Origin of the sequence: Novosphingobium silvae, assembly GCF_009856825.1 — a bacterium.
Classification (GTDB): domain Bacteria; phylum Pseudomonadota; class Alphaproteobacteria; order Sphingomonadales; family Sphingomonadaceae; genus Novosphingobium; species Novosphingobium silvae.
The window spans coordinates 1-26,945 of sequence record NZ_WVTD01000029.1; the positions used below are offsets into that span (position 1 = coordinate 1).

18 protein-coding genes, 1 tRNA gene and 1 pseudogene are annotated in these 26,945 nt (G+C 66.1%); 11 read left to right on the top strand and 9 right to left on the bottom strand.

What is annotated here, in order from left to right; all coding sequences use genetic code 11:
- Positions 1-241: pseudogene (locus tag GR702_RS22460) on the top strand (hypothetical protein); the annotation flags it as partial.
- Positions 242-281: 40 nt separating this feature from the next.
- Here the strand turns inward: GR702_RS22460 and GR702_RS20360 are convergent.
- A complete protein-coding gene (locus GR702_RS20360; protein ID WP_160987393.1) occupies positions 282-959 on the bottom strand; it encodes a peptidylprolyl isomerase in 678 nt (225 codons plus the stop codon).
- A 28-nt stretch (positions 960-987) separates the two neighbouring features.
- Positions 988-1,692 (bottom strand): GcrA family cell cycle regulator, encoded by a 705-nt coding sequence (locus GR702_RS20365; RefSeq protein ID WP_160987394.1) that lies wholly within the window; start codon positions 1,690-1,692, stop codon positions 988-990.
- A gap of 105 nt (positions 1,693-1,797) precedes the next feature.
- Here GR702_RS20365 and GR702_RS20370 point away from each other — a divergent pair, with 105 nt between their 5' ends.
- Positions 1,798-2,703 carry an ABC transporter permease gene (locus tag GR702_RS20370; RefSeq protein ID WP_160987395.1) on the top strand — a complete coding sequence of 302 codons (906 nt, stop codon included), beginning with the start codon at positions 1,798-1,800 and terminating at the stop codon, positions 2,701-2,703.
- Between the two features lie 129 nt (positions 2,704-2,832).
- Positions 2,833-5,019, top strand: a complete 2,187-nt coding sequence (locus GR702_RS20375) for an EAL domain-containing protein (protein WP_160987396.1) — start codon at positions 2,833-2,835, stop codon at positions 5,017-5,019.
- A gap of 18 nt (positions 5,020-5,037) precedes the next feature.
- Here the strand turns inward: GR702_RS20375 and hspQ are convergent, their stop codons facing one another.
- Positions 5,038-5,418, bottom strand: a complete 381-nt coding sequence (gene hspQ, locus GR702_RS20380; protein WP_160987397.1) for a heat shock protein HspQ — start codon at positions 5,416-5,418, stop codon at positions 5,038-5,040.
- Positions 5,419-5,596: 178 nt separating this feature from the next.
- Between hspQ and GR702_RS20385 the strand changes: the two genes are divergently transcribed.
- Positions 5,597-5,686 (top strand) — tRNA-Ser (locus GR702_RS20385).
- A gap of 188 nt (positions 5,687-5,874) precedes the next feature.
- On the opposite strand, the gene GR702_RS20390 is transcribed toward GR702_RS20385, so the two are convergent.
- From GR702_RS20390 to GR702_RS20405, 4 genes are read right to left on the bottom strand one after another with little or no spacing between them, the layout of a single operon-like run.
- A complete protein-coding gene (locus GR702_RS20390; protein WP_337192658.1) occupies positions 5,875-7,128 on the bottom strand; it encodes a DUF3526 domain-containing protein in 1,254 nt (417 codons plus the stop codon).
- Positions 7,125-8,573: an ABC transporter permease gene (locus GR702_RS20395; RefSeq protein ID WP_160987398.1), complete on the bottom strand. Its 1,449-nt coding sequence runs from the start codon at positions 8,571-8,573 to the stop codon at positions 7,125-7,127. Before GR702_RS20395 ends, GR702_RS20390 begins: the two co-directional genes overlap by 4 nt.
- A complete protein-coding gene (locus GR702_RS20400) occupies positions 8,570-9,307 on the bottom strand; it encodes an ABC transporter ATP-binding protein (RefSeq protein WP_160987399.1) in 738 nt (245 codons plus the stop codon). Before GR702_RS20400 ends, GR702_RS20395 begins: the two co-directional genes overlap by 4 nt.
- Before the next feature lie 32 nt (positions 9,308-9,339).
- Positions 9,340-11,457: a TonB-dependent siderophore receptor gene (locus GR702_RS20405; RefSeq protein WP_160987400.1), complete on the bottom strand. Its 2,118-nt coding sequence runs from the start codon at positions 11,455-11,457 to the stop codon at positions 9,340-9,342.
- Between the two features lie 244 nt (positions 11,458-11,701).
- On the opposite strand from GR702_RS20405, the gene GR702_RS20410 reads away from it, so the two are divergent.
- The 4 genes from GR702_RS20410 (at position 11,702) to GR702_RS20425 (ending at position 19,525) form a co-directional block, all read left to right on the top strand.
- The gene (locus tag GR702_RS20410; protein WP_160987401.1) at positions 11,702-13,501 is read left to right on the top strand and encodes a M14 family metallopeptidase; all 1,800 of its coding nucleotides are present in this window, start codon (positions 11,702-11,704) and stop codon (positions 13,499-13,501) included.
- Between the two features lie 282 nt (positions 13,502-13,783).
- The gene (locus tag GR702_RS20415; RefSeq protein ID WP_237449843.1) at positions 13,784-14,551 is read left to right on the top strand and encodes an ImuA family protein; all 768 of its coding nucleotides are present in this window, start codon (positions 13,784-13,786) and stop codon (positions 14,549-14,551) included.
- Positions 14,466-16,253 carry a Y-family DNA polymerase gene (locus GR702_RS20420; RefSeq protein ID WP_337192659.1) on the top strand — a complete coding sequence of 596 codons (1,788 nt, stop codon included), beginning with the start codon at positions 14,466-14,468 and terminating at the stop codon, positions 16,251-16,253. Before GR702_RS20415 ends, GR702_RS20420 begins: the two co-directional genes overlap by 86 nt.
- The gene (locus tag GR702_RS20425; RefSeq protein WP_160987402.1) at positions 16,250-19,525 is read left to right on the top strand and encodes an error-prone DNA polymerase; all 3,276 of its coding nucleotides are present in this window, start codon (positions 16,250-16,252) and stop codon (positions 19,523-19,525) included. Before GR702_RS20420 ends, GR702_RS20425 begins: the two co-directional genes overlap by 4 nt.
- A 92-nt stretch (positions 19,526-19,617) precedes the next feature.
- Here GR702_RS20425 and GR702_RS20430 read toward each other — a convergent pair whose 3' ends face one another.
- Positions 19,618-22,056, bottom strand: a complete 2,439-nt coding sequence (locus GR702_RS20430; protein WP_337192660.1) for an outer membrane protein assembly factor BamB family protein — start codon at positions 22,054-22,056, stop codon at positions 19,618-19,620.
- A 280-nt stretch (positions 22,057-22,336) separates the two neighbouring features.
- Here GR702_RS20430 and GR702_RS20435 point away from each other — a divergent pair, with 280 nt between their 5' ends.
- From GR702_RS20435 to GR702_RS20445, 3 genes are read left to right on the top strand one after another with little or no spacing between them, the layout of a single operon-like run.
- Positions 22,337-22,759 carry a DUF2231 domain-containing protein gene (locus tag GR702_RS20435; RefSeq protein ID WP_237449845.1) on the top strand — a complete coding sequence of 141 codons (423 nt, stop codon included), beginning with the start codon at positions 22,337-22,339 and terminating at the stop codon, positions 22,757-22,759.
- Positions 22,756-24,072, top strand: a complete 1,317-nt coding sequence (locus tag GR702_RS20440) for a PQQ-dependent sugar dehydrogenase (RefSeq protein WP_160987403.1) — start codon at positions 22,756-22,758, stop codon at positions 24,070-24,072. The genes GR702_RS20435 and GR702_RS20440 overlap by 4 nt, the downstream gene beginning before the upstream one ends.
- Positions 24,072-25,049 (top strand): alpha/beta fold hydrolase, encoded by a 978-nt coding sequence (locus GR702_RS20445; RefSeq protein ID WP_160987404.1) that lies wholly within the window; start codon positions 24,072-24,074, stop codon positions 25,047-25,049. Before GR702_RS20440 ends, GR702_RS20445 begins: the two co-directional genes overlap by 1 nt.
- Positions 25,050-25,085: 36 nt before the next feature.
- Here GR702_RS20445 and GR702_RS20450 read toward each other — a convergent pair whose 3' ends face one another.
- Positions 25,086-26,675 (bottom strand): phospholipase D family protein, encoded by a 1,590-nt coding sequence (locus GR702_RS20450; RefSeq protein WP_202408402.1) that lies wholly within the window; start codon positions 26,673-26,675, stop codon positions 25,086-25,088.
- Positions 26,676-26,945 lie beyond the last annotated feature (270 nt).

The window sequence follows — 26,945 nt, forward strand, 5'->3', positions numbered from 1 at the left end:
GCCCTCCCACCCCTTTCAGTTTCGAAACTGGTTTCGAAATCACCACTCATCACCACCTCGCAAATGCAAGGCTCAACACCTACCAAATCGCGAAATCATGAGAATGTGGGGGATTTTGACCGCTTACCGGCTTGGCATGCCGTACCGCATTGCGTTGGTGGAAGGCGGAGAGTGGCGGGCGCCGGAGAACCTTGCGCGCGATCCGCATTTCCGGGGCTACGTGGTATTCCTGCTGCCCTGAGCCCTGATCATGTCCGGCATCGCGGCTGGTGGAGGGCCCTTCAGGGCGTGGCTGTGGGCGCGCTCGTGCGGCGGGCGGAGATGATCTTCACCGGCGGCTCCAGGATCTGACCGCGCATCACCCCTTCGCCCTTTGTCGGCGATAGCGGCGCGTTCCACACCTGCATGACCACGTCCATCCCCGAAACGACATGGCCGAAGGCGGCGAAGCCCGCGCGGGTGTCGGGATTGTCCGACCCGGGCTTCGCATCCAGCGAGGTGAGATCGCCGATCATGATTGTGAAGTCGGCCGTGGCGCTGCCGGGAGCGAAGCGCGCCATCGAGATCGTCCCTGCCTTGTGGGACAGGCCGGTCACGTTCGTGGGTTCGTGCGCGATCGGCGGCAGGACCTTCACGCCCTGCAGGCCGCCTTGCAGCAGCCCGGCATTCTCGTCTCCCCAGTCCAGATGCATCGCGCGGTAGAAAGTCGCGCCGTCCAGCCGCCGGGTGTCGACGTATTTGAGGAAGTTGGCGGTGGTGATCGGCGCATGCGTACGATCGAGCGCCAGGGTGATCGTTCCCTGCGGTACGGTGATCGCGACATAGGCGTAATCGACCGGCGCGGGAGCAGGTGCAGGCGTGGCGCCAGGCACCGGCGCCGGAGCGCTGTCCTGCGCGATGGCGGGCGAGAGGGCGAGGGCGATGGGCGCGAGCAGCGCCAGTCCTGCCTTCGGTGCCATGCGCCCGCGCATCGAAACCGCCTTGCCCTTAGCGGACGCGCGGGCCGCCGAACGGCAGCGGCGGCGGAGTACGACGGGCGCCGCGCGGCAGCTGCGCCTGATAGGCACGGCCGCAATGCTCCACGCAGTACGGGAAGCCGGGGTTCACCTTCTCACCGCAGAAATGGAAGTCCGGTTCGCCCGGGTGCCCCATCGGCCAGCGGCACACGCGGTCGCTGAGGTCGAGGAGGCTGGTCTTGTCGGCGATCTCCGCGCTGGGCTTGGCAGGCACGAGGCGGCGCGGCGGCGCAGGCGGGATCGGCTGCTGCTGGTCGCCCGGACCCTGGCGAAGGAAGCCGCCCGGACCGACCGAAACGACGCGCGGACGGTCCGATACCGGTGCAGGAGCTTCGGCTGCCGCCGGGGCGGGTGCCGGCTCGGGAGCGCGCGGAGCGGGCGCCGGCTGCGGCGGGGGAGCAGCACGCACGGGAGCGGCGGGCGCTTCCGCCTGCGGCTCGGGAGCGCGAGGCGCCGGAGCGGCTTCGACAGGCTTGGGCTTCTTTGGCGCGGCGGGACGCGACGGCTTCTCGTTCGCCTTCACCGGAGAAGGGCGCGCCTTCAGGCCGAGGCGGTGTGCCTTGCCGATGACCGCGTTGCGGCTCACTCCGCCAAGCTCGTCCGCGATCTGGCTGGCAGTGGCACCGCCTTCCCACATCTTGGTCAGCTTCTCGATCCGCTCGTCCGTCCAGCTCATTCCAGTTCCATCGTTTCGAGGGGCGTCGGGGAATTCACCCCGGAATCGCCCCGGACATCCAGGCGCCGCTTGCCTCGGAAGGCTACAGCCGATAGTCGCCGGTCCATGGCCGATCAACCCCATTCGACTGCGCTGCCGGACAACGCCGGGATCCTTGGACCCGCCGACCATCCGGCCCCTTCCGTCCGCGCCAGCTTTCCGGCAAAGGGCGAGCCCGTGATCCACCAGGTCAACTGGGTCGGGCTCAAGACGCTCTATATGAAGGAGGTGCGGCGCTTCTTCAAGGTGCAGACCCAGACGATCTGGGCGCCCGCGATTACCACGCTGCTGTTCCTGGTCATCTTCACGGTCGCGCTGGGACGCGGCGGGCGGGAAGTGCTCGGCGTCAACTTCGCGACCTTCGTGGCGCCCGGGCTCATCGTCATGGGCATGATGCAGAACGCCTTCGCCAATTCCAGCTTCTCGTTTCTGGCGGGCAAGATACAGGGAACGATCATCGATTTCCTCATGCCGCCGCTTACCGAGGGCGAGCTGATGCTGGCGATCGTCGCGGCCGCGGTTACCCGCGCGCTGCTGGTAGGTCTGGCGCTCGCCGCCGCCATGCTGCTGTGGCCCGGCATTGACATGTCGATGGCGCACCCCTGGGCCGTCGCGTGGTTCGGCCTTGCGGGCTCGGTTTTCCTCGCGCTGCTGGGCTTCCTGTCGTCCATCTGGGCGGAGAAGTTCGACCATAACGCGGCCGTCACCAACTTCGTCATCGCCCCTCTGTCGCTCTTGTCGGGCACCTTCTACGTGATCGACAATCTCTCGCCTGTCTTCCAGGCGATCAGCCGGGCCAATCCGTTCTTCTACGTCATCTCCGGCTTCCGCTTCGGCTTCCTGGGGGCAAGCGACATCGGCGATACCAACATGGCCGTGCTGCACAGCGCGATCGGCATCGGCCTCGTCGATGCGGTCCTCGCGATCATCGTGTTCCTTGTGCTGCGTTCGGGCTGGAAGCTGAAGGGCTGAATTTCCGCCGCAAATCAAGGCAGGTTCGTCAGATACGAAGCCAGCATTAACGAAAATTTATCCGCTCTCGCGCATTTGGCCCTTGTGGCCACAGGCAAAGCGCAAAGCGAAAATCGCCGAAAGACCATCGTGCGCTTCACCGCGCCGGTGGTTCTCGCAGCTCTGTTCATGCTCGGACTGCTGCTTGCCCTCCTCGGCTGGTCCGGCAGCGAGGCCAATCGCATCGCTCTCGAGCGCGACCGGGGGATCGTCGCCCTCGTGCTTGCGCAGGCGGTCGAGCGGGTGGCCCACGCCCAGGAATCCTCCACCGTCTGGGACGAGGCAGTGCGGCAGGTCCGCCGAACACCTCCCGACAAGGCGTGGCTCGATGAGAACCTCGGCTCGTGGTTCCGCGAATACGCGGGAGTGGACGAGGTCTATATTCTCGATGCCCGCGACCGGCCGATCTACGCCATGCGCGACGGGCGCAACGCCGTTCCGGAAACCTACGTGGCCGTGCAGGACACGGCAGCTCCGCTGGCGCGTCTCCTGCGCACTACCCGAACCGTCCAGAAGCGGACCAACGGCGGCCTGCCGATGCTGTCGCCGGGGCGGGGCGATCTGGCCATCGTGCGCGGGCGCCCGGCCATCGTCAGCGTCAAACCCATCCTCGCGGATACACCTCTCGCCCGGCAGGAACCCGGGTCGGAAGCCCTCCACGTTGCCGTGGTGTACCTCGATGAGAACTTCTTCGCGAGGGTCGGGCGGCAATATGGCTTGGCTGACGCCCATTACGCGATCACGGCGAGCGGCAAGGGGAACAGCCATTCGGTGCCGGTTCTCGACCGTCACGGCAAGACCATCGGCTACCTCGTCTGGAAGCCCTTCGCGCCCGGGCGCCAGGTCATCGCGGCGTTGGGGCCCACGCTGGTGCTGGTCCTGCTGCTCTCGACCGCGGTGATCTACGTCCTGGCAAGTCGCCTCGCCCGCCGTACGCTCGACCTTGAGGCAAGCCGCAGCAACGCCCATCACCGGGCCATGCACGACGACCTCACCGGTCTCGGCAACCGCGCCACTTTCGAGCAGAGGCTGGACGAGGCGCTCGCGCGCTCGCGGCGCCACGATAGTCTTCTGGCGCTGCTCTACATCGATCTCGATCGCTTCAAGCAGGTGAACGACACGCTGGGGCATCCGGCGGGAGACGCGCTGATCCGGCAGGTGGCAGAACGCCTCGTTGCGGAGGTGCGCAGCTACGACCTCGTAACCCGGCTCGGAGGCGACGAGTTCGCGATCCTCATCGGCGAGCCTGCAGACCGCGAGGCGGTGGAGAGTATCTGCGCCCGCATCGTCGCCGAACTGGAGCGGCCGTTCGACCTTGAGGGATCTCAGGCCTTCATCGGGGCGAGCATCGGCATCGCGGTCGCCCCTGGTGACGGAACCGATCGCACCGAACTCACCCGCAAGGCGGACATCGCGCTCTACAAGGCCAAGACGGAGGGCCGCAGTCGCTACTGCTTCTTCACGCCGGACATGGACCGTGACGTGCGCTCACGCGAAAAGAGCTACCGCGACCTGCGCCTCGCGCTCGCCGACTGCGACCGCCAGCTCATGCTGTACTACCAGCCCATCCATGACCTGAACGACGGCCGGATGGTCGGGGTGGAGGCGCTGCTACGCTGGTGGCACCCGGAACGCGGGCTGATGGGGCCGGCCGGTTTCATCCGCTCGGCCGAGGAATCGGGCCTGATCGAGGTTCTTGGCGAATGGGTCCTGCGCCAGGCGGTCCGTGACGCGCGGCAGTGGCCGGACCTTCGCGTGGCGGTCAACGTGTCGCCCACGCAGCTGCGCAGTCGCCAGTTCGTGGACATGGTGCGGCAGGTCCTCTCGGAAGCCGGCCTTGCACCGCAGCGGCTTGAACTCGAGATGACGGAAACCGCGCTCATGGCCGCTTCGGGAGAGGTCGCACGGGCCCTTTCCGAACTTCGGCGCATGGGGATAGCCTGCGCGCTGGACGATTTCGGTACGGGATATTCCTCACTGAGCCATATCCGCGATTTCGCAGTTGACCGGATCAAGATCGACCGTTCGTTCGTCAACGTCGTCGACACCGATGCCGGGGCGGCGCTCGTCGAAGCGATCGTCAGCCTTGCCCGGGCAAACGGACTATGCCTGACTGCCGAAGGGGTGGAAGCGCAGGAGCAGCATGAATTCCTGCGCCGCGTCGGGTGCCACGAGGTGCAGGGATACCTGCTTTCGCCGCCGGTACCCGCAAGCCAGATCAGCCGCATGCTGCAGGGACGCGAGACGCACGCTCACCAGCAATCGCTCGCAGGCTGACGGGCCGGCACTACGCGCTCAGTGCGCGAGGCTGCGGCGCAGGTGGTATCGCCCGTCGTCGAAGGCGTCGAACATCTGTGAAAGGGAAGGGTGGTCCACCGGGCCGCCTTCGGGATCCCCCAGGAGGTTCTGCTGGCTGACATAGGCGACGTAGCTCGCCTCCTCGTTCTCGGCGAGGAGATGGTAGAAGGGCTGGTCGCGAGGGGGGCGGACGTCGGCCGGGATCGATTCGTACCACTCGTCGCTGTTCGCGAACACGGGGTCGATGTCGAAGACGACGCCCCGGAAGTCATGCAAGCGGTGCCGAACCACGTCGCCGATGGCAAACCGCGCCCTGATCCGCCGCGGAGCGTCGATGACGCGCCCGGCCTGAGGGGAGAAGAAGGACGCCCTGTTCATGGTAGCGGACATAGGTCTCAGCAGGGTTCCAAACAAGCGCAGCGCCGGAACATTCCCCGAAAAGTGGGTCCGACATGCGGAAAAAACGAAATTCGGGCTTGCCCAGTCCAATCAAGTCGGCTACCGGCGCGCTTCGCTTGACCCGGCGGGGCCTTCCCGCTGTAGCGCGATCTCTTGCGGAGAGGTGGCAGAGTGGTCGAATGCGCTGCACTCGAAATGCAGTGTACGGGTAACCGTACCGTGGGTTCGAATCCCACCCTCTCCGCCATGGACCTGTTTGATGGGGTCCGCAGATGTCCGCCCGGATAGATATCCTTCCTCTGAATACGACGCTTTTAGCAGGCTCAGGCGACCACAGTCGTCTACGGGCGTCCAACACGTATGTAGTCTGAAACGTGGTTTCCGCGCTGGAAAGCGTGGTTTCACGATGATAGCGATATCGTGCGATTTCAAACCTCATCCCGGGGCGAACACCGGAGCTTTGGCGAAGTCAGCCTCGGTGAATGGACGGTCGTTGAACAAGTAGGGATAATAGAACGTCCGCAACCGGGTGTGATACGCGCGGATGCGGTCCTGATAAGTCAGCTGCGCCTGAATGTCGGTGCCAGCGAGACGGGTGAAGGCAGCTTGCACGCCTACCGCTGGCAGCACCGCGCCAACCCACCGGGTAAGCTCATCGCGTTCCAGGAGGCCCTGGCGATAACTCTGCGCCTGCGGGGCGACGCTGCGGTCCGCCACGTGGTGGAACGCCAGGTACCACTTCCAGTGGAACGTCCCATCGGTCGGCGGGGTGTCGCTCCACTCAGGATGATAGCGGAAGAACTCTGCCATGGTTTTCTCCTGAGGGATGTCCCAAGCGCCGTGAACCGCATCGCGGTGGGCGAGTGACAGTTCCACGCCCTGGTTGACCGGCACTGCGCGCGTGATGGCGACATGGGCGAGGGCTGGCAGAACGAGAGTAAGGAGCAGCCATGCGGCCGCCATGCTGGCCGCGCTGGCTGCAGAGCCGATGTTCAACCGGCCGATGAGCCAGGCTACCAGCACCCAGAAAGCCATGTAGGCCGCGGTAAGGCCAACCATTGCGGCAATGCCCTGGAGATGTGCGCCAGCAACGATGCCGCCCGCGACAAGCGGCAGCGCAAGACTTGCCACGAGCAGGAGATAGCGCAGGCCGATGCGACGCACCCACAGCCGCCTCCCTGCACCCGGTGTGGCCTCCAGCATCCGCAAGCGGCCCGCCTCGCGCTCACCCGAGATCAGATCATGGAAGAGGGCGATGACGAACAGCGGGGCCAGATATACCAGGACGAAGGCATAGTCGAAGCGGCCGGGTAGGGCGAGTTCGGGGTTGTAGTTCTCGCTGTCGTATAGCTGGCTCTCCAGCCCAAGGGCACGCACGCGCAGCAGGTAAGGCGAGACATCACGCATGCCCAGAGCGGCGAATGCGAGGCGTGAGGGCGGGTCCCAGGTCTCGTGGAACGTGAAGTATGCTGCATCACCCGCAGTGCCGGTCTTTGTGACCCAGTTTGCGATGGCGGAAACGTCCTGCTTCTGCAGAGGGTGGATGCGCTCGATCGCAGCGCGCTGGCGGTCGACCTCGACCAGCCCGGCGACGACGCTGGCGATTGCAAGTGCCGCCAGAAGCAGGATCATGACGAGGCCGAGGCGCGAGCGGCGGAACAGCAGCCATTCATTCTTGAAGGCGATCACGAGCGCACTCCTTCGAGACGGCGAGCGGCAGGGGCAAGGAGAAGAGCCGGGACAAGCAACCACAGCAGCAGCATCACGGCAGCGGGCGATGCCCTGCGTACCAGATCGCCGGGTTCCGGAGGCGCGAAGTGGAAGTCCGGCATGGCGTGCCAATGGTGCGGATCGATCCGGCTGCGCTGTTCGGCGGCCGTGTCGGAACTCTTGGCGGCGTCGTCCTCGAAACTGACGGCATCCGCCTGCAAGCGGTTCAGGCGTTGCACAAGGTCGTAGCGATAGGCCTCCGCCTGATCGAGGAAGCGCGCGTGGCCGGCAAGATCGGTTCCGGCTGCCGCCATCGACAGACGCCGCATGGCGACGGCGGGGCTGAGAGTGCCGATCGCGTCCATGGTCGCGCTCTGCCGTGCCTGACGGGCAAAGCCTTCGCTTGCATAACGGTCGAACAGCTCCGAGGTCATCCGCTCGCCTTCGACTGCCAGCAGCCCCTTGTAGTTCACGGGCAGGTCTTCCACCCGGCGAACACCGTATTGCCGCAGCACGCGCTGCTTGAACGCGGCGAACACCGGGTCATCCGGGTTATGGCTGTCCCCCATGGCGCGCAGTTCGCGCTGAAGGGTCAGGTCGGTTTCAAGTCGCGTCGGTTGCGGCACGGCGGTTGCGGCAAGATCGGGGGCGATGCGCGGCAACAGGATCACGGTTACGGACCAGAGCCCGAGCAATGCCAGCAGCGCATTGCGCGGCCGAGCGACGGACGCGGAGACGAGGACGACAATGATCGACCAGAGCGCGAGGTACGTCAGATAGCCTGCCGCCGTCAGCGCGATCGGTCCCGCGGCGGCGCCGGGCTGAGCTGCGACGAAGATCAGGACCGACATGGCCGGAATGGCGATCAGTGCGGCAACCGTCGCGAGCGCCAGGAGCTTGCCGGCGATCAGCGTGCCTGCGCTCACGCCCTGCATGAACAGCTGGCGCAGCGTGCCGGCGCCCCGCTCGCGAGCGACCGCCCCGTACCCGAGGAAAATAATGAGCAGCGGCGCCAATGTCTGGAGGACGAACGCCGGCGTCAGCTGGCCGAAGCGGACCAGGATGGAAGACTGACGCACGTCGCCGAAGTTGGCGCTGTTCTGGCGGTGACCTTCCAGGAACATGGCATTGCCGGTGAAAGCGTCGATACCGGGATCGAAGGCGGCGAGCGGCGGCAGCGGGCGAAAGATGAAGTGCCCAAAATGCACCATGCGATGCGGATGGCGGCTCGGCTGGTTGTCGAACTCCTCGTCAACCTGCGCCTGAAGGCGTGCGCGGGTATCGGCGACGTTCGACTGATGTGCGACAGACGTGATCCCCGCAATGACGACCAGCACGATGAGAAGTGCTGCGGCGATCACCGATACACGGCTTCGGCGCATCAGCCACAGTTCGTCCCGTGCGATGAGAGTAAGCGCGCTCATGCGGCGACCGGCCGGGCGAAATGGCGGTGGAGCGCGCGCACGTCATAGCGATCAGGCCCTTCGGCGACGCTTTCCTGCACGATGCGCCCAGCGTCCAGGAAGCCGATGCGGTCGGCGGTGTCTGCGGCGCTCAACAGGTCGTGGGTGACCATCAGGACGGCGGAACCGCGTTCGCGAAGCCCGCCAAGCAGCCGGTTGAAGTCCTGCGTGGCCCGCGGATCGAGGCCGCTCGTCGGCTCGTCGAGCAGGACCAGCGGAACATGGCGCAGAAGCGCGAGAGCGATCGCCACCTTCTGCCGCATGCCCTTGGAGAAGCCGGCGACGCGGCGGTTGAAGGCGTCCTCCTGCAACCCGGCTGCATTGAAGGCAGCTTCGATCTCTGCGTTCGTCCGGCGCTCGGACGATATGCCGAGGAAGTACTGGATGTTTTCCCGAGCCGTCAGGTGCTCGTAGAGCGCGACGTTCTCGGGCAGGTAGGCGATCGCGCGACGCGCCTGCACAGGCGCGCTGCCAGGGGCCACACCGCACACCCGCACTTCGCCCGATGCCGGCGGCACGAAGCCCATGATCGCCGCCAGGGTGGTGGATTTGCCGGCACCGTTGCCGCCCAGCAGGGCATAGATTTCTCCAGGCCTGATCGAGAGATCCAGTCCGTTCAGAACGCGGTGCGCGCCATAGTCGACGACGAGATTGGCGATGAGCAGGGGCAAGCCGCTGGGCTCATGATAGGTCATGATGTCCTCGTGGAGATAGTTTGTTCAGGCGATCAGATCTCGGCGCGCAGCGAGACACGGATCGTTCGTGGCGCACCCGGGTAGATCCAGAAGCGGTTGTACGAGCTTTGGGCGTACCGCTCGTTCAGGAGGTTATCGACCTCTGCGCGGGCGGTCAGCGCTGCGGTGATCGGGATTTCGGCCGCGGCCTTGACCTTCCAGTAGGAGGGCAGCATCAAACCCGTGCTGTCCGTCGCACCGGAACGCTCGCCCACATAGGCGACGCCCCCGCTCAGCGACCAGTCGCGCCCGGTTCCCATATCGAACTTGTGAACGACGAACACGGTGCCTGAATGGTCGGGAACGTTGAGGGCCAAGGGCGTTGCGAAGCTCTCGTCGTCGTTGCGCGCATGGGTGTAGGCGTAGTTCGCCACCGCAATCCAGCCACGGCCCAGGCGCAAAGAGGCATCGAACTCCACGCCCCGGCTGCGGAGCGAACCGACAGGCGCCAGGTAATTGACGTCGTTCGGATCGGTGGTCAGCACGTTGCTCTTCCTGATGTCGAAGTACGTGAGCCCGACATCGAGCGCCTGCCACCGGCTTGAGAGGCCGACCTCGTAGCCGCGCCCCTGCTCGGGCGCGAAGGCGGCGCCGGTGCTGCCACTGCCCGAGTTGAGAAGGAAGGATTCGCCCCAGTTCGCGTGAACGGAGATACTGTCGGTCAATGCGTAGCGCCCGCCGATGCGGAAGTTCACCGGCTCGTCGGCAGCGACGCTGACCGCGCCGGTCAGGTTCTTCGTCAGCTTCTGGCGATAGGTATCGAAACGAACGCCCCCGACGAAAGTGAGCCGCTCGTTCACTTCCCACATGTCCTGGGCGTACAGCGTGAGCGAACGCCTCTTCTCGCGCTGATCGATGTTGGGCAGCAGCGGCAGAGCCTGCGCATCGCCATAGACAGGCTCGAAAATGTCGATCGCGTAAGGGTCGGCTGCCGTGGGATTGCGACGGTTCAGCAACTCCAGATAGTCGAGCGTGTAGCCCTTGATGCCCACGCTTGCGTTGTGGGTGCCCCAGGCTTCGATCTTGCCGCGCAGCTCGAGGCGGGCAGACAGGTCCTCCACTTCGTAGCCGCGCTCGCGGCGCTGGCGCCGCAAGGTCCGTCCGTCCGTGGCGAGAAAGTTCTGGTCGGCCGAGAAGCCGCGCAGCGATCCGGTGCGATAGGCGATGCCGCCCACGAGCGACCAGCTACCGCCGAGCTTCGCTTCACCGGTCAGCTGATGGCGAGTGTCCCGGGCGCGGGTGTCGCCGTTGGAGGGTTCACCCAGGAAGCGCGAGGCAGGCAGCGCATTGGCATCGAGGTCGGTCACGGCCGGATCGGGGTTGCGGTCGAGCGCGATCACGCCCCGGTCGAAGGGCGAATCATAGATGATCCGTTGCGCGAGGTAAGTGAACTCCACATCGCCTGAGGGCCGGAACGTCAACGAAGGCGAAATCACGCGGCGCTTCAGTCCTACGAAGTCCCGGAAACCGTCGCTGTCCTCTGCCGCGACCACGATGCGGGCGGCGAGCGTGTCCGTCAGGGGGCCGGTCACATCGAGTTCGCCCCGCCAGGTGTCGAACGAGCCATAGGTGAGCGTCGCGGATGCATGACGCGCGAAGCGCGGTGTCTTGGACACCATGTTGACGCGTCCGGCCGGATCGATGTCGCCGAACACCGCACCGGCGGGCCCCTTCAAGATCTCGACACGCTCGATCGTCGCCGGATCGCGCGCAGGCGCGCTGCCGCGATTAACGATGAATCCGTCCGCGTAATATTCGCCGCCGCCGTCCGCCGTGCTCAGGAAGCCGCGAATGGCGAAGTTGTCCGCAAAACCGCCACGATTGTTCTGCTGGCTGCTGCCGCTCACCAGTTCGAGTGCGTCGCTCAGGCGGTAGGCGCCTGCCGCGCGCAGAACGTCCTGTTCCAGAGACCGGCTGGACTGCGACATGATTTCCGTCGCGAGATCGGATGACAACGTGATGTCGCGCGAAGTGCGCGTGCCGATCACGACAATGGCGTTGCGCTCGGCGCCTTCGGAAAGTTCCTCAGTATCCGCAAGCTCCTGCGCGGATGCGGGCGCGGCGCCCAGAGCGCCTGCGGCCACGGCAAGCGCAATGCGCGACGGTGTCATCCTTGCCCGAACCGATCGTTTCACTCCCGAAGATATTGACGATTGCACTCGTAAACCCCATGCTGCATTGCAACGTAATGATATTTCGTAACATCACTTTCAGAAGGAGGCAACCTGAACGGTGAATTTTCGTGTCGGTTTGCGGATCCGAGGGGAGCGATCGTCTGCCGCATGCTTCATGCACGACAGGGCGATCTGGTACCTGCCGGTTCGCCAGGCCACACCGTTCGGAACAAAGCGTCGTATGCGTACTATTCTGCGAACCATGCCCGTTCTTGCACTGCTGGCCTGCCCGGCGCTGGGAGCCCAATCCACCCCGGCACCGAGCAGCTTACCGGCCTCGATCCTGCCTCCCGAACTGCCCTGGTCCGGGGCAAGCAAGCGACTGGTCGCGCCCGGGAACGATCCGTGGATCACTCCCGCCGAGCGCGACGGTTTCGCGAACACGCCGCGCTACGAAGAGACTCGCGCCTGGTTGGAGCGGCTCGCCGCGGCTTCTCCGCTGATCTCCATCGAGACGTTCGGACATACCGGCGAGGGACGCGACCTGCTCCTCGTGCGTGCCAGCAAGGGCGGCTCGAACAAACCGGTCGTGCTCGTTCAGGCAGGCATCCATTCCGGCGAGATCGACGGCAAGGACGCGGGACTTATGTTGCTGCGCGACATCGCGATACGTGGAAAGGACAAGTTGCTCGATCAGGTCGACCTCGTATTCGTGCCTGTCTACAACATCGACGGGCATGAACGGATGAGCCGCTGGAACTTCCCGGCTCTTCGCGGCCCGGTGGAGAAAGGCTATGTCGGCAACGCGCGCAACATCAACCTGAACCGGGACTACGCAAAGGCGGATGCGCCTGAGACACGCGCGATGATCGCGTTGCTTCGAAAGCTCGATCCGATCCTCTATATCGACTGCCATGTAAGCGATGGCTTCGACATGCAGTACGACACGACGTTCACGTATGCCGGATGGGGAACCTACGCCTATCACCGGTCGAGTGCTGACTGGCTCATGACCCGCTTTGGCCCGAAAGTGACAGATGCCCTTGAAGCGGCAGGGCACGTCCCCACGATCTATCCGAGCCCTATAGATGTGCGAACGCCTGAGAAAGGGATCCGTTACGCACCCGAAGGACCCCGCTACTCCACCGGCTATGGCGACTTTATCGGCGTGCCGACGGTGCTGGTCGAAAATCACATGCTGAAGCCGTACCGCCAGCGCGTGCTGGGCACCTACGTGCTGCTGGAAGCGGCGCTGAAGCTTGCAGCGCAGGACAAGGACCGCATCGTCGCCGCCAAGACGCAGGATCGGTCGAGCCGGCCTGCGGACATGCTCGTCCGCTGGAAGCCTGCGGAGCAGCCGATCGGCTGGGTGGAGAATTTCAAGGGCGTCGCGTTCGAGACCTACCGGTCGCCCGCCACGGGCCGTCTGGAACAGCGCTGGACGGGCAAGCCTGTGACGTGGCGCATGCCCATCATCGGCCAGGATCCGGTAGAGACGGTGAAGCTACCCAAGGCGTGGTGGGTGCCGCGAGAGCAGGTCGAGGTCATCGATCGGCTGCGCCTCCACGGCATCCGCTTCGAGACCATAAGCGCGCCCCGTGCGCTGACGCTCGACCGCGTGCGTCTGCTCGACGCGAAGGTCCAGCGCGCGCAGGACGGGCGGCTTCCGCTCAAGGCATCCTTCCAGCATGAGAGCATCTCCGAGACGCTGCCCCCCGGCACCATTCGCGTTCCCTCGGATCAGCCACTCGGGCTTCTTGCCGCCGCCCTGCTGGAGCCGGAAGCACCGGATTCGTTCCTGGGATGGGGCTTCTTTCCGGAGATGCTTTCGCGGCCTGCAGGCGCCGAAGCGTTCGTTCTCGCGCCTATGGTCGACGCGCTGCTGGCCGGGAATGCGGACGTGAAGGCCGCCTTCGAGGCCAAGCTGGCTGCCGAGCCCGAGTTTGCCGGCGATGGGCAGGCCCGTCTCGAATGGCTGACGGCGCACCTGCCGGAGCGGGATCCTTACGCGTTGATCTATCCGGTTCGGCGCGAGTTATAGGCTGGCGTCGTACCGGTAAGCCGACCTCCCGCCGCACGTATGGAACGGGCAGCCGGCCCTTTTTGTGGGCGGCGGGATCGACCACGGGTTTGCCGCCGCGGCATCCGACCTGAAGTGAACGAATCGGCCATGTTCTGCGGGCAAATGCCGGGCGGGGGCGCAGCTCACGCCATCGGTGTGCACAGGCTTGTCCCCCGTGGGCCATGACGAGGCCGCTCCATGACTTGACGATGCCGGCATCTGGGTGGAACATATAGCGAACAAACTCGAGTCTCGCCCATTATGCCACCCGTTCCCTCCTTGCCATCTCAGCCGCAAAGCTTCGATCACCTGCGCACGCTGGCCACGTCCGTGGCGGATGTGCGCAGCATACCGTTCGGCGTGACCGGCATTGATGCGGGATTGGGTGGGGGCGGTCTTCGGGCCGGGGCTTTGCATGAGGCGGCGGCGCTTACATGCTCGCTGGTCGATGATGCGGCAGCCACCCTGTTCCTGGCCGGCATCGCCGCGCGAGAGGCGCTATCGAGCGGGCGGCCGGTAGTGTGGGCAAGCTGCCGCAACGATCTTTACGCGCCGGGCGTGGAGCAGGCCGGCCTTGCATCGGCCGATGTGATCTATGCACAGCCACGCGATGATGCCGCGCTGCTTGCCGTGGTGGAGGATGCGCTGCGCGATGGCACGCCTTGCGCCGTGGTCGCGGAAGCGAGCAAAGTCTCGATGGTCGCCACCCGGCGCCTGCAGCTTGCGGCGGCGGACGCCGACATCCCCGTGCTGTTGCTGCGCCGCCATCGCGGGCGTGACCGTGATCCGCTGTCCGATCCTTCCGCTGCCTGGACGCGGTGGCGGATCGCCAGCGCCCCGTCGGAGCGGCTGGACCCGGCACGGGTCGGACGTGCGCGCTGGCTGGTCGAACTGGCCCGCCAGCGTGGCGGCGAGGGGTTCTCGCTGATCGTGGAGGGATGCGATGAGACGGGTCGTCTCGCTGTTCCTGCCGTTTCTGCCCATCGAGCGGTTGAGACGGCAGGAACGGTTCGCCACGCCGCGGCCTAGCGCCGCCGCGCTCCAGCTTCCGGTCGACGACGATCCCGGCGCCTGCTCGGTCCCGCGCGGCGGAGGCTGGCGTCCGGGAGCGCGGTGGGCGCGGGAAGAAGCACGCTCGCGGGCCGAAGTGGAGGAGCAGATCGCATCGCTGCCCCTCCACGCGCAGCCCCCCATACGCGAACTTGGCCGCCGGTCCGAAGCGGCGGAGCACCCCTTCAAACGACAAGCGGCTCAGGCAGCCGGTGGTGCGATCCATGCAGCGCAGACGGCAGGGGCCGTGCCTCTGGCGCTGGTTGGCAAGGTCGGTCGGCGCGAGGAGATCGTCGCGGCTTGTCCTGCAGCCAGAGCGCTGGGGATCACTGTCGGCATGGCGGCGACCCATGCCCGCGCACTGGTGTCGGACCTCGATTTCCGGCCTGCGGAGCCGGAGGGCGATGCGGCGCTGCTCGACCGGCTGGCGCTGTTCGGGGTTCGCCACTGGTCACCGGTCGTCGCGGTTTCGCCGCCCGATGGCTTGTGGCTGGACCTGACCGGGTGCGACCATCTTCATGGCGGCGAGGCGCGCTTCTGCCACCGCCTGCTCGCCTTCTGCCGCCGGGCCGGCTTCACCGCCCGCGTCGCCATCGCCGATACGCCGGGCGCGGCGCATGCCCTGGCGCGGTTTGGGCGCGAGGACATTGCGGTGGTCCCCGCTGGCGGCACGCTGGAGGCGGTGGCGCCGCTGCCCGTTGCCGCGCTGCGCCTGGCGGGCGGCGCGCTGGCCGCCGCGCGCAAGTTCGGCTTCGAGACGATTGCCGACCTACTTCCGGTTGCGCGCGGCCCGCTCGCTCGCCGGCTCGGCCTTGCGACCATCAATCGCCTCGACCAGGCGCTGGGAGCAACGGCAGAGCCGATCGCCGGGTGCGAGGACATCGCGCCGCCCAGCGTCGAACGTCGCCTGCTGGAACCCATCGGGACCGCGGAGGCGATCGGCCAGGTCATGGAGGACCTGCTGCGCGATCTTGCCGAGGTCCTGCAAACCAGAGGCCTTGGCGCACGCTCCCTGCGCCTGATCGCTCTGCGTATCGACGGCGGCGAGCAAATGGTGGCCATCGGCACTTCGCGGCCCACGCGTGATGCCCAGCACCTGCTGCGGCTCCTGAAGCTGCGGATCGAGCGCATCGATCCGGGGATGGGTCTCGAACAATTCCGGTTGATCGCCCCGCACACTGAGCCGCTTGCCGCCGAAGCGCTGAGAGCGGTCCTTGCCGGTGATACCCAGGTGAGCGATCCGGCGCGCCTTGTCGATGTGGTGGCGGGCCGCATCGGGCCGCAGGCGGTGTTCCGTCTGGCTCCGGTGGAAAGCCATGTGCCCGAACGCGCCGTCACGCGGGCTAGCCCCGTCGAGAAGCCGGGAACATGGCCTTCATGGCGGCGCCCGGTGCGCCTGTTTGCGCGGCCGGAGCCTCTGTCGCGGGTGATCGCACTCCTGCCGGACCAGCCACCCCGCCGGTTCGAATGGCGGGGGCAGGCGCACCATGTGGTAGCCGGTGACGGGCCTGAGCGCATCCATGGCGAATGGTGGCGGCGCAATGCGGAAGTGTGGGCCGTGCGCGATTACTTCCGGGTCGAGGACGATCAGGGAGGGCGCTACTGGGTGTTCCGCCGGGGCGACGGCATCCAAAGCGAAACCGGCGACCTCAGCTGGTGGATGCATGGTGTCTTCGCATGAGCGACTATGTCGAGCTGCAGGTGCTCACGCATTTCTCGTTCCTGCGCGGCGCGTCGAGCCCGGACGAGCTGTTCTCGGCCGCGGCGATGATGGGCTACCCGGCGCTGGGCATCGCCGACCTTGGCAGTGTGGCGGGCGTGGTGCGCGCCTGGGAAGCGCAGAAGGTGACCGGCGTGCGCCTGATTGCAGGTGCTCGCGTGGATCTTTCCTGCGGGCGCAGTCTGCTGTTTTACCCGACGGACAAACCGGCCTGGTCGCGCCTTACCCGGCTGCTCACCATCGGCAAGCACCGGGCGGGGAAGGGCGCCTGCCTGCTGCACTGGCATGACCTTGAAGCCTGGTCGCAAGGGATCATCGCCATCCTGCTGCCACGCGAGGCGGACGCCGGGAACGAGGCGGCCCTTGCCGATCTGCGGACCGTCTTTGGCGCACGGGGCTACATGGCGCTTTTCCAGCGCCGCCGCCCCGACGATGCAGCACGCATCGCGGCACTGGCGGATCAGGCCGAAGCAGCGGGCGTGCGTGCGGTGGTGACAGGCGACGTTCTCTACCATGAACCCGAAGCGCGCCTGCTGCAGGACGTGGTCACCGCCGTGCGAGAGGGTTGCACCGTGGATACGCTGGGCTACCGGCGCGAGGTCAACGCCGATCGCGCGCTCAAGCCGCCGGAGGAAATGCAGCGCCGCTTCAAGGCCTATCCTGATGCCCTGCGTGCCAGTGTCGACATTGCGCAGGCGTGCACGTTCTCGCTCTCCGAGCTGACATATAACTATCCGCAGGAGCAGGTGATCGATGGCCTGACCGCGCAGGCCGCGCTGGAGAAGATGACGGCCGAGGCGGCCGAGGCGATGTTCGGCGGCGACGTGCCCGAAGCCTATCGCAAGCAGATCGCCCACGAGCTGAAGCTCATCGACGGCCTCAACTATGCGCCATACTTTCTGACCGTGCATTCGATCGTCAGCGAGGCCAGGCGCCGCGGCATTCTGTGCCAGGGACGCGGCTCGGCCGCCAATTCGTGCGTGTGCTTCGTCCTTGGCGTCACCTCGATCGATCCTGTCAAAAACCAGCTGCTGTTCGAGCGCTTCGTCTCGGGCGAACGGCGCGAACCCCCGGATATCGACGTCGATTTCGAGCATGAACGGCGCGAGGAGATCATCCAGTGGATCTACGACACTTATGGACGTGACCGGGCCGCGCTGACCGCTGTGGTCACCCGCTACCGCGCGCGCGGAGCGGTGCGCGATGTGGGCAAGGCGATGGGCCTGCCCGAGGACCTGACTTCCTCGCTGGCGGGGCTGGTATGGGGCTGGTCGGCCGAAGGGGTGGGCGAGAAGCAGGCGCGCGAACTCAACCTCGACATTACCGACCGGCGGCTGCGCCTGACGCTCGATCTCGCCAGCAAGCTGATTGGGGTGCCGCGCCACATGAGCCAGCATCCGGGCGGCTTCGTCCTCACCCATGATCGCCTCGACGACCTGGTGCCGATCGAGCCTGCCGCCATGGATGACCGGCAGATCATCGAATGGGACAAGGACGACATCGATGCGCTGAAGATGATGAAGGTCGATGTGCTGGGCCTTGGCATGCTGGGCTGCATGAGGCGGGCGTTCGATCTGCTCGAGGAGGCAAAGGGCATCCGCAAGACCCTTGCCGACCTGCAGGAAGACGACCCTGACGTGTTCCGGATGATCCAGAAGGCCGATACGCTCGGCACCTTCCAGATCGAGAGCCGGGCGCAGATGTCGATGCTGCCGCGCATGAAGCCGGTTTGCTTCTACGATCTGGTGATCCAGGTGGCGATCGTGCGGCCGGGGCCGATCCAGGGCGACATGGTCCACCCCTACCTGCGGCGGCGCGAAGGGCGGGAAACGCCCGAGTACCCCCGGCCCGAACTGCGCGAGGTTCTGGAAAAGACGCTCGGCGTGCCCCTGTTCCAGGAGCAGGCGATGAAGGTCGCCATCGTCGGCGCGGGCTTCACGCCTGCAGAGGCCGACCAGCTGCGCCGGGCCATGGCGACTTTCAAGTTCACCGGCGGCGTCTCGCATTTCGCGGAGAAGCTCATCGAAGGCATGGTGACCCGTGGCTATCCGCGCGATTTTGCGGAGCGCACTTTCCGTCAGCTGGAGGGCTTCGGCTCCTATGGCTTTCCGGAAAGCCATGCCGCCAGCTTCGCCAAGATCTCCTATGCCTCCAGCTGGATGAAGTACCACCATCCGGACGTCTTCTGCGCGGCTTTGATGAACGCGCAGCCGATGGGCTTCTACGCGCCCGCACAGATCGTGGGCGATGCGCGCAGGCATAGGGTCGAGGTGCGCCCCGTCTGCGTGAACGCGAGCCGCTGGGACTGCACGCTGGAGAGGACGGGGGGCCGCTATCAAGCCGTGCGCCTTGGCCTGCGCCAGGTACGCGGGCTCTCCAACGCGGACGGCGCCGCCATAGTCGCCGCGCGGGGCGAGACGCCGTTCGAATCGGTCGAGGATGTGTGGCGCCGCTCGGGCGTGCAGCGCGCCGCGATCGAGAAGCTGGCCGATGCCGACGCCTTCCACGCTTTCGGTGCCGATCGGCGACAGGGCTTGTGGAAGGTGAGGGGCCTGGGCGAGGCGCCGCTGCCGCTGTTCGCTGCCGCCGATCGCGCCGCCCGGGCGATCAGCGCCGAGGGGATCGAACCCGGCGTCACGCTGCGCCCGCTTGCCGATGGCCGCGAGGTGATCGAGGACTACCGCGCTTTGCAGCTATCGCTGCGCGCCCATCCGCTGACTTTCGTGCGTGGCGAACTGGCGCGGCGCGGCGTCACGCGCTGCGGCGATCTCGTCAACATCCCGGACGGCAGGAAGGTCGAAGTCGCCGGGATCATCCTCGTGCGCCAGAAGCCCGGTTCGGCCAAGGGGGTGCTGTTCATCACCATCGAGGATGAAACCGGCGTCGCGAACGGCATCCTGTGGCCCGACCGCTTCGAGGCGCAGCGCCGCACGGTCATGTCCGCCTCGATGATCGGCATCAAGGGCCGGGTGCAGAAGGAAGGCGAGGTGATCCACGTGATCTGCGACAAGATCATCGACCACGGGGACCTGCTGCACCAGGTGGGCGAAATGTCGTTCCCGCATCGAACCGGCCGGGGTGACGGGGCGAAGCATGGCGGCGCACCCGACCGGGGCGATCAACCGGCAACCCGAAGCTGGAGCCCGTCCCCGCGCAACTGCTACTGGCCGCCTCACGCCGAAGGCATGGACCCTGAGCACGCCATACGCTTCAAGTCTCACGATTTCCGTTGATCGCGCGGCCTCGCGCGTCAGGACCGCCCGGGGAACGTCATGTAATGCGGGCCCACTGTTGAAGGAGCGGCGGTGAGCGGGGCTTGCAGCGCCTACCGTTCGCCTGTCACCGGGAAAGTGCCGAAAGGTCCGTTTGCGTTCTCGCCCGTCAACCGCCCGTCACGTACCGTGACATCGTAGCTGACGGTGATGGGCATCGGCATCGAGGCCTTGCCCTGGAACCTGGCGCGCCCGTCCTTGACCGCCCCTGCCACATTCACGCTGCCCTGCTCGGCCACGACTTTGCCGGTGACGATGTTGCCGGCGACCCTGAGGTCCATGACCGCCTTCTGCGGGCCGACGGGAGACTGGATGGTAATGTTCCAGCGCCCCGCGAAATCCCGCGGTTTGGCATTGCTTGCCTTTGCCGCCTTCGCTCTCTCGAGAAGGGCCTGCTGCTCGGCCGGCGCCGCCTTGGCGCGGGCGCGCAGGTAGAAGCGCATGGTTTCCAGTTCCTGATCGGTAAGCGCGGGAAAGGGCGGCATTCCGTTCATCTTGAGACCACCTTCCTTGACGATCGCCCTGAAGGTGGCTGCATCGGTGATGGTCGGCGAATAGCGCAAATCTGGCGCGGCGCCGCCGCCGACCGCGTTCCAGCCGTGGCACACGAGGCACGAACGGGTGCCGAACAGCACGGCACCTGCCTGTGCGCGGGCAAGGTCGGGCGTGAAGTCCGGATCGGCCGGCGGAGCAAGCGTGGGCATATCGTACGCAGGGATCACGTCTTTGCCGCCGAGCGCGAACGTCAGCACGCGGCGGGGGAGGCGGTAATCGGTGCGGAAGGCGGCAAGTCCGGGTGAGTTGATACCCGCTCCGTTCCCCCCGTTGCCGGTGATCACCGTCACGTACTGCCGCCCCCTGAAGCGATAGGTGATCGGCGCGCCGACGATCGGGCTTTCGGTCTTGAACGACCACAGTTCCTTGCCGCTCTTCGCATCGCGCGCGACGAACCTGCCATCGATCTGCCCCTGGAAGACGAGGCCGCCTGCGCTGGCCATGACGCCTCCTGGCCAGTTGCCCGGCAGGTCTGCGCGCCATGCCTCCGTCTGGGTGACGGGGTTCCAAGCCTTCAGGTAGCTTCTGTGGCTGCCGGGCAGCTCCACTTCCGGCAGCAGCGTTACGCCCATGCCTGCCATGATCTCGCCGCCGCCCTTCTGGCCATCCCCGATGAGGGCGCCGTTTTCGAGCACGGGAATGTAGACCAGGCCGGTAAGCGGGCTGTAGGCCTGCGGCATCCACGAGTGCGCGCCTGACGGCCCGGGCCAGAGCTCGAACAAGCCGGGCTTGCCGTTGTAGCGCACTCCCGGGTTTTCGACGGGACGGCCGGTCTTCCTGTCGATGTGGTCGGCCCAGGTGACCTTGGCGATCTTCTCGGCCGAGATGAACCGGCCGGTCTGCCGGTCCAGGACGTAGAAGAAGCCGTTCTTGGGAGCCTGCATCAATACCCGGCGTTCCTTGCCCCCGATCTCCAGCGTGGCGAGCGTCATGTCGGTCGTCGCGGTGCAGTCCCACTGCTCGCCGGGGCAGACCTGATAGTGCCACTTGTACTCGCCCGAATCCACGTCGAGGGCGACAATCGAGGCGATGAACAGATTGTCGCCCCCACCGGGACTGCGCTTGTGCTGGTTGTATGGAAACCCGTTGCCAAGGCCCAGGTAGACCATTCGCAGTTCAGGATCGTAGCTGAAGGCGTTCCATGCAGTCGCCCCGCCGCCCCGGCGGCTGCCATCGGGGTTCGTCCAGCCCGATGGCCACGTCCGGCGCATCACCGCCTCGGCTTTTTCGTTTGCCTCGGTAACGGGATCACCGGGTGTGGTGTAGAAGCGCCAGGCGAGCTTCCCCGTCTTCGCGTCATAGGCGCTGACGAAGCCGCGTGCCGGGCTGATGTCCGCGCCGCCGAAGCCGGTGATCACCTTGCCGCCGAACACCCGCGGCGCACCGTTGGCATTGCGGGGTGAGTTATCGGGGAAGTCGTAGGTCTTCCAGGCTTCCTCACCCGTTTTGGCATCTAGCGAGACCACCCATCCATCGGTGGTGACGAGGAAGACGTGGCCGCCATCATAGGCAATGCCTTTGTTTCCCCATGTCAGATGCAGCGCGGACGTTGCCCGTTCACGCGTGCCGCCGTCGTACTCCCAAAGGAGTTTGCCGCTTTGCGCATCGAGCGCGCGTATGTGCGAATGGCCACTGGTCAGGAAGACCTTGCCCTCGGCCATGAGCGGAGTGGATGCGGAATAGCCGGGATCAAGGTCGAAGTGCCAGGCGAGCTTAAGGTTTGCAACGTTGCCGGTGTCGATCTCGTCAAGCGGTGAATAGTGCGCCTCGCTTCCGGTGCGGCCCCAGCTGGGCCACTCGTCCGGATTGGCGACCAGCGCTTCCTCGACCGGTTGCGCAGGGCGGTTGCACGCGATCGTGCCCAGCGAAAGCGCAATTGCGCCCAGCATGGCAGTGGCCCGGAATTTCAGCGCAAGCTGTCCCACCTTCGCGATCACGCCGCTCAACCCCCATCCCATCTGTTCTTTCAGGAAGCCGTAACATCCGTCCTGATGATTGGAAAGCGATCCGCACCATTGTGTATCATATCTTGCAAGGCATCGCGACGGAGATGGGGTAACAAATCGCGACCGGGGCAGCCTGCGGGCGTTGAGCCGCGAAGCCAATCGTCGATAGACACACGTCGTCACGCAACCTCGCGGTGTTGCGCGCATTGCCACGGGCAGTGCCGCGGGCTCGTGCTCCGCTGGCGCCGCACCTTTGTCCAAGGAGACAGTCTTGCCGCTCGTTCCGCCGCCCACCCGCGCCCCGGCTGCGCTGCATCCGCTCCATGCGACGCTGCTGGCGTTTCCCACCGCCCTTTTTCCGGCGGCGCTGCTGGCGGACATCACCTATCTCAACAGTTCGGAAATGCAGTGGTCGAACTTCGCTGCGTGGCTGAACGCGGGCGCGCTGGTGTTCGGCGGCCTCGTGCTGCTGTGGGGCCTGGTCTCGGCCGCGCGAGGCAGGATGAGCTGGGCCTACCCGGTGCTGCTGGCGGTGATGTGGATCGCCGGTCTCGTCAACGCCTTCCATCACAGCCGCGACGGGTGGAGTTCGGTCGGCATGACGGGGCTGGTGCTGTCGATCGTGTCCGCGGTGGCCGTGCTCATCGCGGGCTGGCTGGGCTTCTCAACTCTCGGCATGGGGAGGCGCGCATGAGGTTGCATGGCATCGGAGCCGTCTCCGCCATCGTTCTCGCACTTGCGCTGTCGGCCTGCGGCAAGGAGCGTCAGCTCGATCAGACGGGCCCGCGTCCTACCTTGCCGGAGCGGCAGGAGACGCTGCTTCCCCCGATGAAGATTGCCCGTCCGGCCGGTTGGGGCAACGCCGTGCCGAGCGTGCCCAGCGGCTTTGCGATCACCCCGCTCGCCACTGGCCTTGATGTTCCGCGCCAGATGCTGGTGCTTCCCAACGGGGATGTGCTCGTGTCCGAAGGGCTCGGCGGCGGCGCTCCCAAGCTGCGGCCCAAGGACGTCATCGCCGGCTACATCAAGAGCCTCGGCAAGAGCGGCAGCAAGGGCGGAAACCGCGTGACCCTGCTGCGCGACGCTGATGGCGATGGCCGCGCGGAGCTGAGGTCCGTCCTCATCGACGGGCTGGACGCGCCTTACGGCCTCGCCCTGGTGGGCAGCGATCTCTACGTCGCCAATCAGGGGGCGCTGCTGCGCTTTCCTTACCGCGCAGGCCAGATGAAGATCGACGCTCCCGGCGAGGAAGTGAGCAAGCTGCCGGCAAAGCCGAACCATCACTGGACCAAGGCGCTCACCGCCAGCGCCGACGGAACCAAGCTTTACGTCGGCATCGGCTCGAACAGCAACGTCGGCGAACGCGGCATGGCTGTGGAAGAGGATCGCGCGGTCATCTGGGAGATCGACCGGGCGAGCGGTGCTCACCGCGTCTACGCCTCGGGGATACGGAACCCGACCGCACTTGCCATCAATCCTGCCACGCAGTCGCTCTGGTCCGTGGTCAACGAACGTGACGAACTGGGGGCCCAGCTCGTGCCGGACTATCTCACTTCCGTCAGGCCGGGCGCGTTCTATGGGTGGCCCTACAGCTACTGGGGCAACCATGTGGACCCGCGCGTCCATCCGCAAAGACCCGAGATGGTGCGAAAGGCCATCGCGCCCGACTATGCGCTTGGTTCCCACGTCGCCGCGCTCGGCCTTGGCTTCATGACCGGCGGAGGCTTTGGCGGCGAATACTCGGACGGCGCCTTCATCGGTGAGCACGGAAGCTGGAACCGCCGGGACCTTGCCGGCTACAAGGTCGTCTGGGTTCCCTTCACCAACGGGCGTCCGGCCGGCAAGCCGGTGGATTTCGTCACGGGCTTCATCGATGCCGAGGGCAAGGCGCGCGGTCGCCCGGTCGGCGTGACGTTCGATCCGCGGCGCAAGGCCTTGCTCGTTGCGGACGACCTCTCGAACACCGTCTGGCGGATCGTGCCATCCACCGGACCGGGAGCGCGCTGATGGCCTTGCGCCCGATCCTTGCGATGATCTCCGCCGGCATTGCGACCCCTGCGATGGCGGATCCGATGCTTGCCGATTTCTCCTATGGCTGGCCGGTCGCCCGCCACGCCTTCGAAAGCCAGCGCGAGCAGGTCGAGATGGCGTACCTCGATGTGCGGCCGCAAAAGCCCAATGGCCGCACCGCCGTGCTGCTTCACGGCAAGAACTTCTGCGCCGGAAGTTGGGACGCAACCATCCGCGCGCTGTCAGGGGCGGGCTACCGGGTGATCGCGCCTGACCAGATCGGGTTCTGCAAGTCCTCCAAGCCCGGGCGTTACCAGTATGGCCTGCATACGCTGGCCGCCAACACGCATGAGCTCCTTTCAGCGCTGAAGGTGGAAAAGCCGGTGCTGATCGGCCACAGCATGGGTGGCATGCTGGCCATGCGCTACGCGCTGCAGTATCCCAAAGAGCTGTCGCAGCTTGTGCTCGTGAACCCGCTGGGGCTCGAGGACTGGCGCGCGATGGGCGTTCCCAACGCCACTGTCGATGCCCTCTACGCTACAGAGCGCAAGACCACCCGCGCCAGCATCAAGGCCTACCAGCAAAGCACCTACTACGCGGGCGAATGGCGCGCCGACTACGACCGTTGGGTCGACATGCTGGCCTCAATGTATCAGGGGCCGGGTGGCGATGTCGTGGCATGGCACCAGGCGCTGACCGCCGACATGGTCTTCAACCAGCCCGTGATCCACGAGATCGAGCGCATCGCGGTTCCCACTGTGCTGATGATCGGCGAAAAGGACAACACCGCCATCGGCAAGAACCGCGCAGACAAGGCGCTGCAGGCAAGACTGGGCGACTACCCCCGGCTTGCCCGCGCGGCGGCTTCGCGGATCCCCGGCTCTCGGCTCGTCACGTACCCGAACTATGGGCATAGCCCGCAGGTGCAGGGCCCGACTGAGTTCCACGCGGATCTGTTGAAGGCACTGCGCTGATCCATACCTGCTCCAGGCGGCCGGATGGCTGGTTGCCTAGAGCAACCAGGCGATCGGCATGCGCGACGTGACCGCGATCAGCAGGCGGTCGAACAGCCGCATTCCGGGCTCGCGCGTCTCGACATTTGCCTGCAGCCCTTCGCCGGGACTCCACGTCAGGCGCCCCTTCCGGTCGAGCGAGAGGGCATAAGCGGCATCCGGGATGATCGTCGCGAATGCGTCCGACACATGTTCGGCAAACAGCGGGCTGTGGATCACGAACCCCAGTTCCGTGTTCAGCCGCAGCGATCGCTGGTCGAAGTTGAACGAGCCGACGAAAAGCCGCTTGCGGTCGACAGTTATCGTCTTGGCATGGATCGTCGAAGCGCCTGAGCGCATCGCCGCGAACGAACCGCTGCCCGTCGCGCGCAGCCTGCTGCCGACGCCGAGGCGGTTGCCCTGCCGCCGTTGCTTCTTCGTCGGCGCATCGCGCACCTGCGCGGCCGTTTCGAAGAGGCGAACGCCTGCCTCCAGCAGCTTGCGTCGCCAGGGGACGTAGCCGGCATGGACGAGCGCCACGTCGGTGGCACCATACCCGTTGGTCAGCACGGTCACCGCCACTCCGGAGCGCGCCAAGGCCTGCAACTCGCCGGCGCCCCGGGGGCCGGGCACGAAGTAGCCCGACACGATGCCAAGCTCACGGCGGGGCTCGCCTATGGCGCCGTCCAGCTTGCCGGCGAGCAGGTCCCGGCGGCGCATGTCCTTGCGCACTTTCGCCGGGTCGTCACTGATCATCTCCACCCGGGCCCACTCGAAATCGAGCGTGCCCTGCCTCACCTCGTGGACAAGGGGCAGGCTCCGCAATCGCTCGACATAGCGGCGCGCCGATGGGTCCCTCTCCACCACCGAGGCACGCGAAGCCAGCTTGTCGCGCTGCCGTTTGCTGACCCGGGGAAGGATCTGCTCCGCCGGATAGCTTGACTCGCAAACCCAGTAGCGCTCGAAATCGGCCTCCACATCGCTCACCACCGGGCCGATCGCGAGGACATCGAGATCGACGAACAGCGCGCCGTCGCCTGCGGAGAAGTACTCGTCTCCGATGTTGCGCCCGCCCACGATCGTAACTGCACCGTCGGCTGTGAAGCTCTTGTTGTGCATCCTGCGGTTCAGCCGGGCAAAGTCGGCCACGAACCCGATCGCCTTGGGGAACCGGATACGGAAGGGATTGAAGAGGCGTACTTCGATGTTGGGATGATCGTTGAGCGCCGAAAGGATGTGGTCGAGCCCGGTGATGCCGTTGTCGTCCAGCAGCAGGCGCACGCGCACGCCGCGCTGCGCCGCTTCGTGCGCAGCCTCCAGCATCAGTGTCCCCGTGCGGTCGCCGTGCCAGATGTAGTATTGCAGGTCGAGCGTGCGCTCCGCGGCCCGGGCAAGCAGCAGGCGGGCCGCGAAGGCATCCACGCCATCGCTGAGGAGATGGACGCCAGACAGGCCTGGGTGCTGCGCTGCCTGTTCCCTGGTCGAGCGATACAAGCTGCTGTCCTCGACCGGGGAAAGGGGACGGCCGGGCGGCTGGGAACGTCGGGGCAGGTGGCTCGCAAGGCGGACGACCGTGCCCACCACGATGGTGCCCGCGAGGCCGGCCAACGCAACCTTCCATCGACTATACCCTGCCATCGCTTCGATAATCCTCGCTTCACCAGACTTTACGGGGCTCCGGCCCGCCTCGCTCCGGCAGGCTCGGGCATGGGCGATGGCGCCCCGGATGTCGAACGTTTGGAATGGGTGACGGCTGCGTTTTTGGAGTGTGATGGTTTTTTGAAAAAGGGTGTTGACCGAATCGAGGGGTAGCTTTAGAGGGCCGTTCACCGCAGCGGAACGCACCGGTTTTACTGGCTTCTGCGGTTGCTGACATGA

Coding starts and splice junctions, on each gene's coding strand:
- GR702_RS20360 (WP_160987393.1), bottom strand. CDS start 959: ATGGCACCGAAGGCAGGACTGGCGCTGCTCGCGCCCATCGCCCTCGCC.
- GR702_RS20365 (WP_160987394.1), bottom strand. CDS start 1,692: ATGAGCTGGACGGACGAGCGGATCGAGAAGCTGACCAAGATGTGGGAA.
- GR702_RS20370 (WP_160987395.1), top strand. CDS start 1,798: ATGGCCGATCAACCCCATTCGACTGCGCTGCCGGACAACGCCGGGATC.
- hspQ (WP_160987397.1), bottom strand. CDS start 5,418: ATGAACAGGGCGTCCTTCTTCTCCCCTCAGGCCGGGCGCGTCATCGAC.
- GR702_RS20395 (WP_160987398.1), bottom strand. CDS start 8,573: ATGAGCGCGCTTACTCTCATCGCACGGGACGAACTGTGGCTGATGCGC.
- GR702_RS20400 (WP_160987399.1), bottom strand. CDS start 9,307: ATGACCTATCATGAGCCCAGCGGCTTGCCCCTGCTCATCGCCAATCTC.
- GR702_RS20405 (WP_160987400.1), bottom strand. CDS start 11,457: ATGACACCGTCGCGCATTGCGCTTGCCGTGGCCGCAGGCGCTCTGGGC.
- GR702_RS20410 (WP_160987401.1), top strand. CDS start 11,702: ATGCGTACTATTCTGCGAACCATGCCCGTTCTTGCACTGCTGGCCTGC.
- GR702_RS20415 (WP_237449843.1), top strand. CDS start 13,784: ATGCCACCCGTTCCCTCCTTGCCATCTCAGCCGCAAAGCTTCGATCAC.
- GR702_RS20420 (WP_337192659.1), top strand. CDS start 14,466: ATGAGACGGGTCGTCTCGCTGTTCCTGCCGTTTCTGCCCATCGAGCGG.
- GR702_RS20425 (WP_160987402.1), top strand. CDS start 16,250: ATGAGCGACTATGTCGAGCTGCAGGTGCTCACGCATTTCTCGTTCCTG.
- GR702_RS20440 (WP_160987403.1), top strand. CDS start 22,756: ATGAGGTTGCATGGCATCGGAGCCGTCTCCGCCATCGTTCTCGCACTT.
- GR702_RS20445 (WP_160987404.1), top strand. CDS start 24,072: ATGGCCTTGCGCCCGATCCTTGCGATGATCTCCGCCGGCATTGCGACC.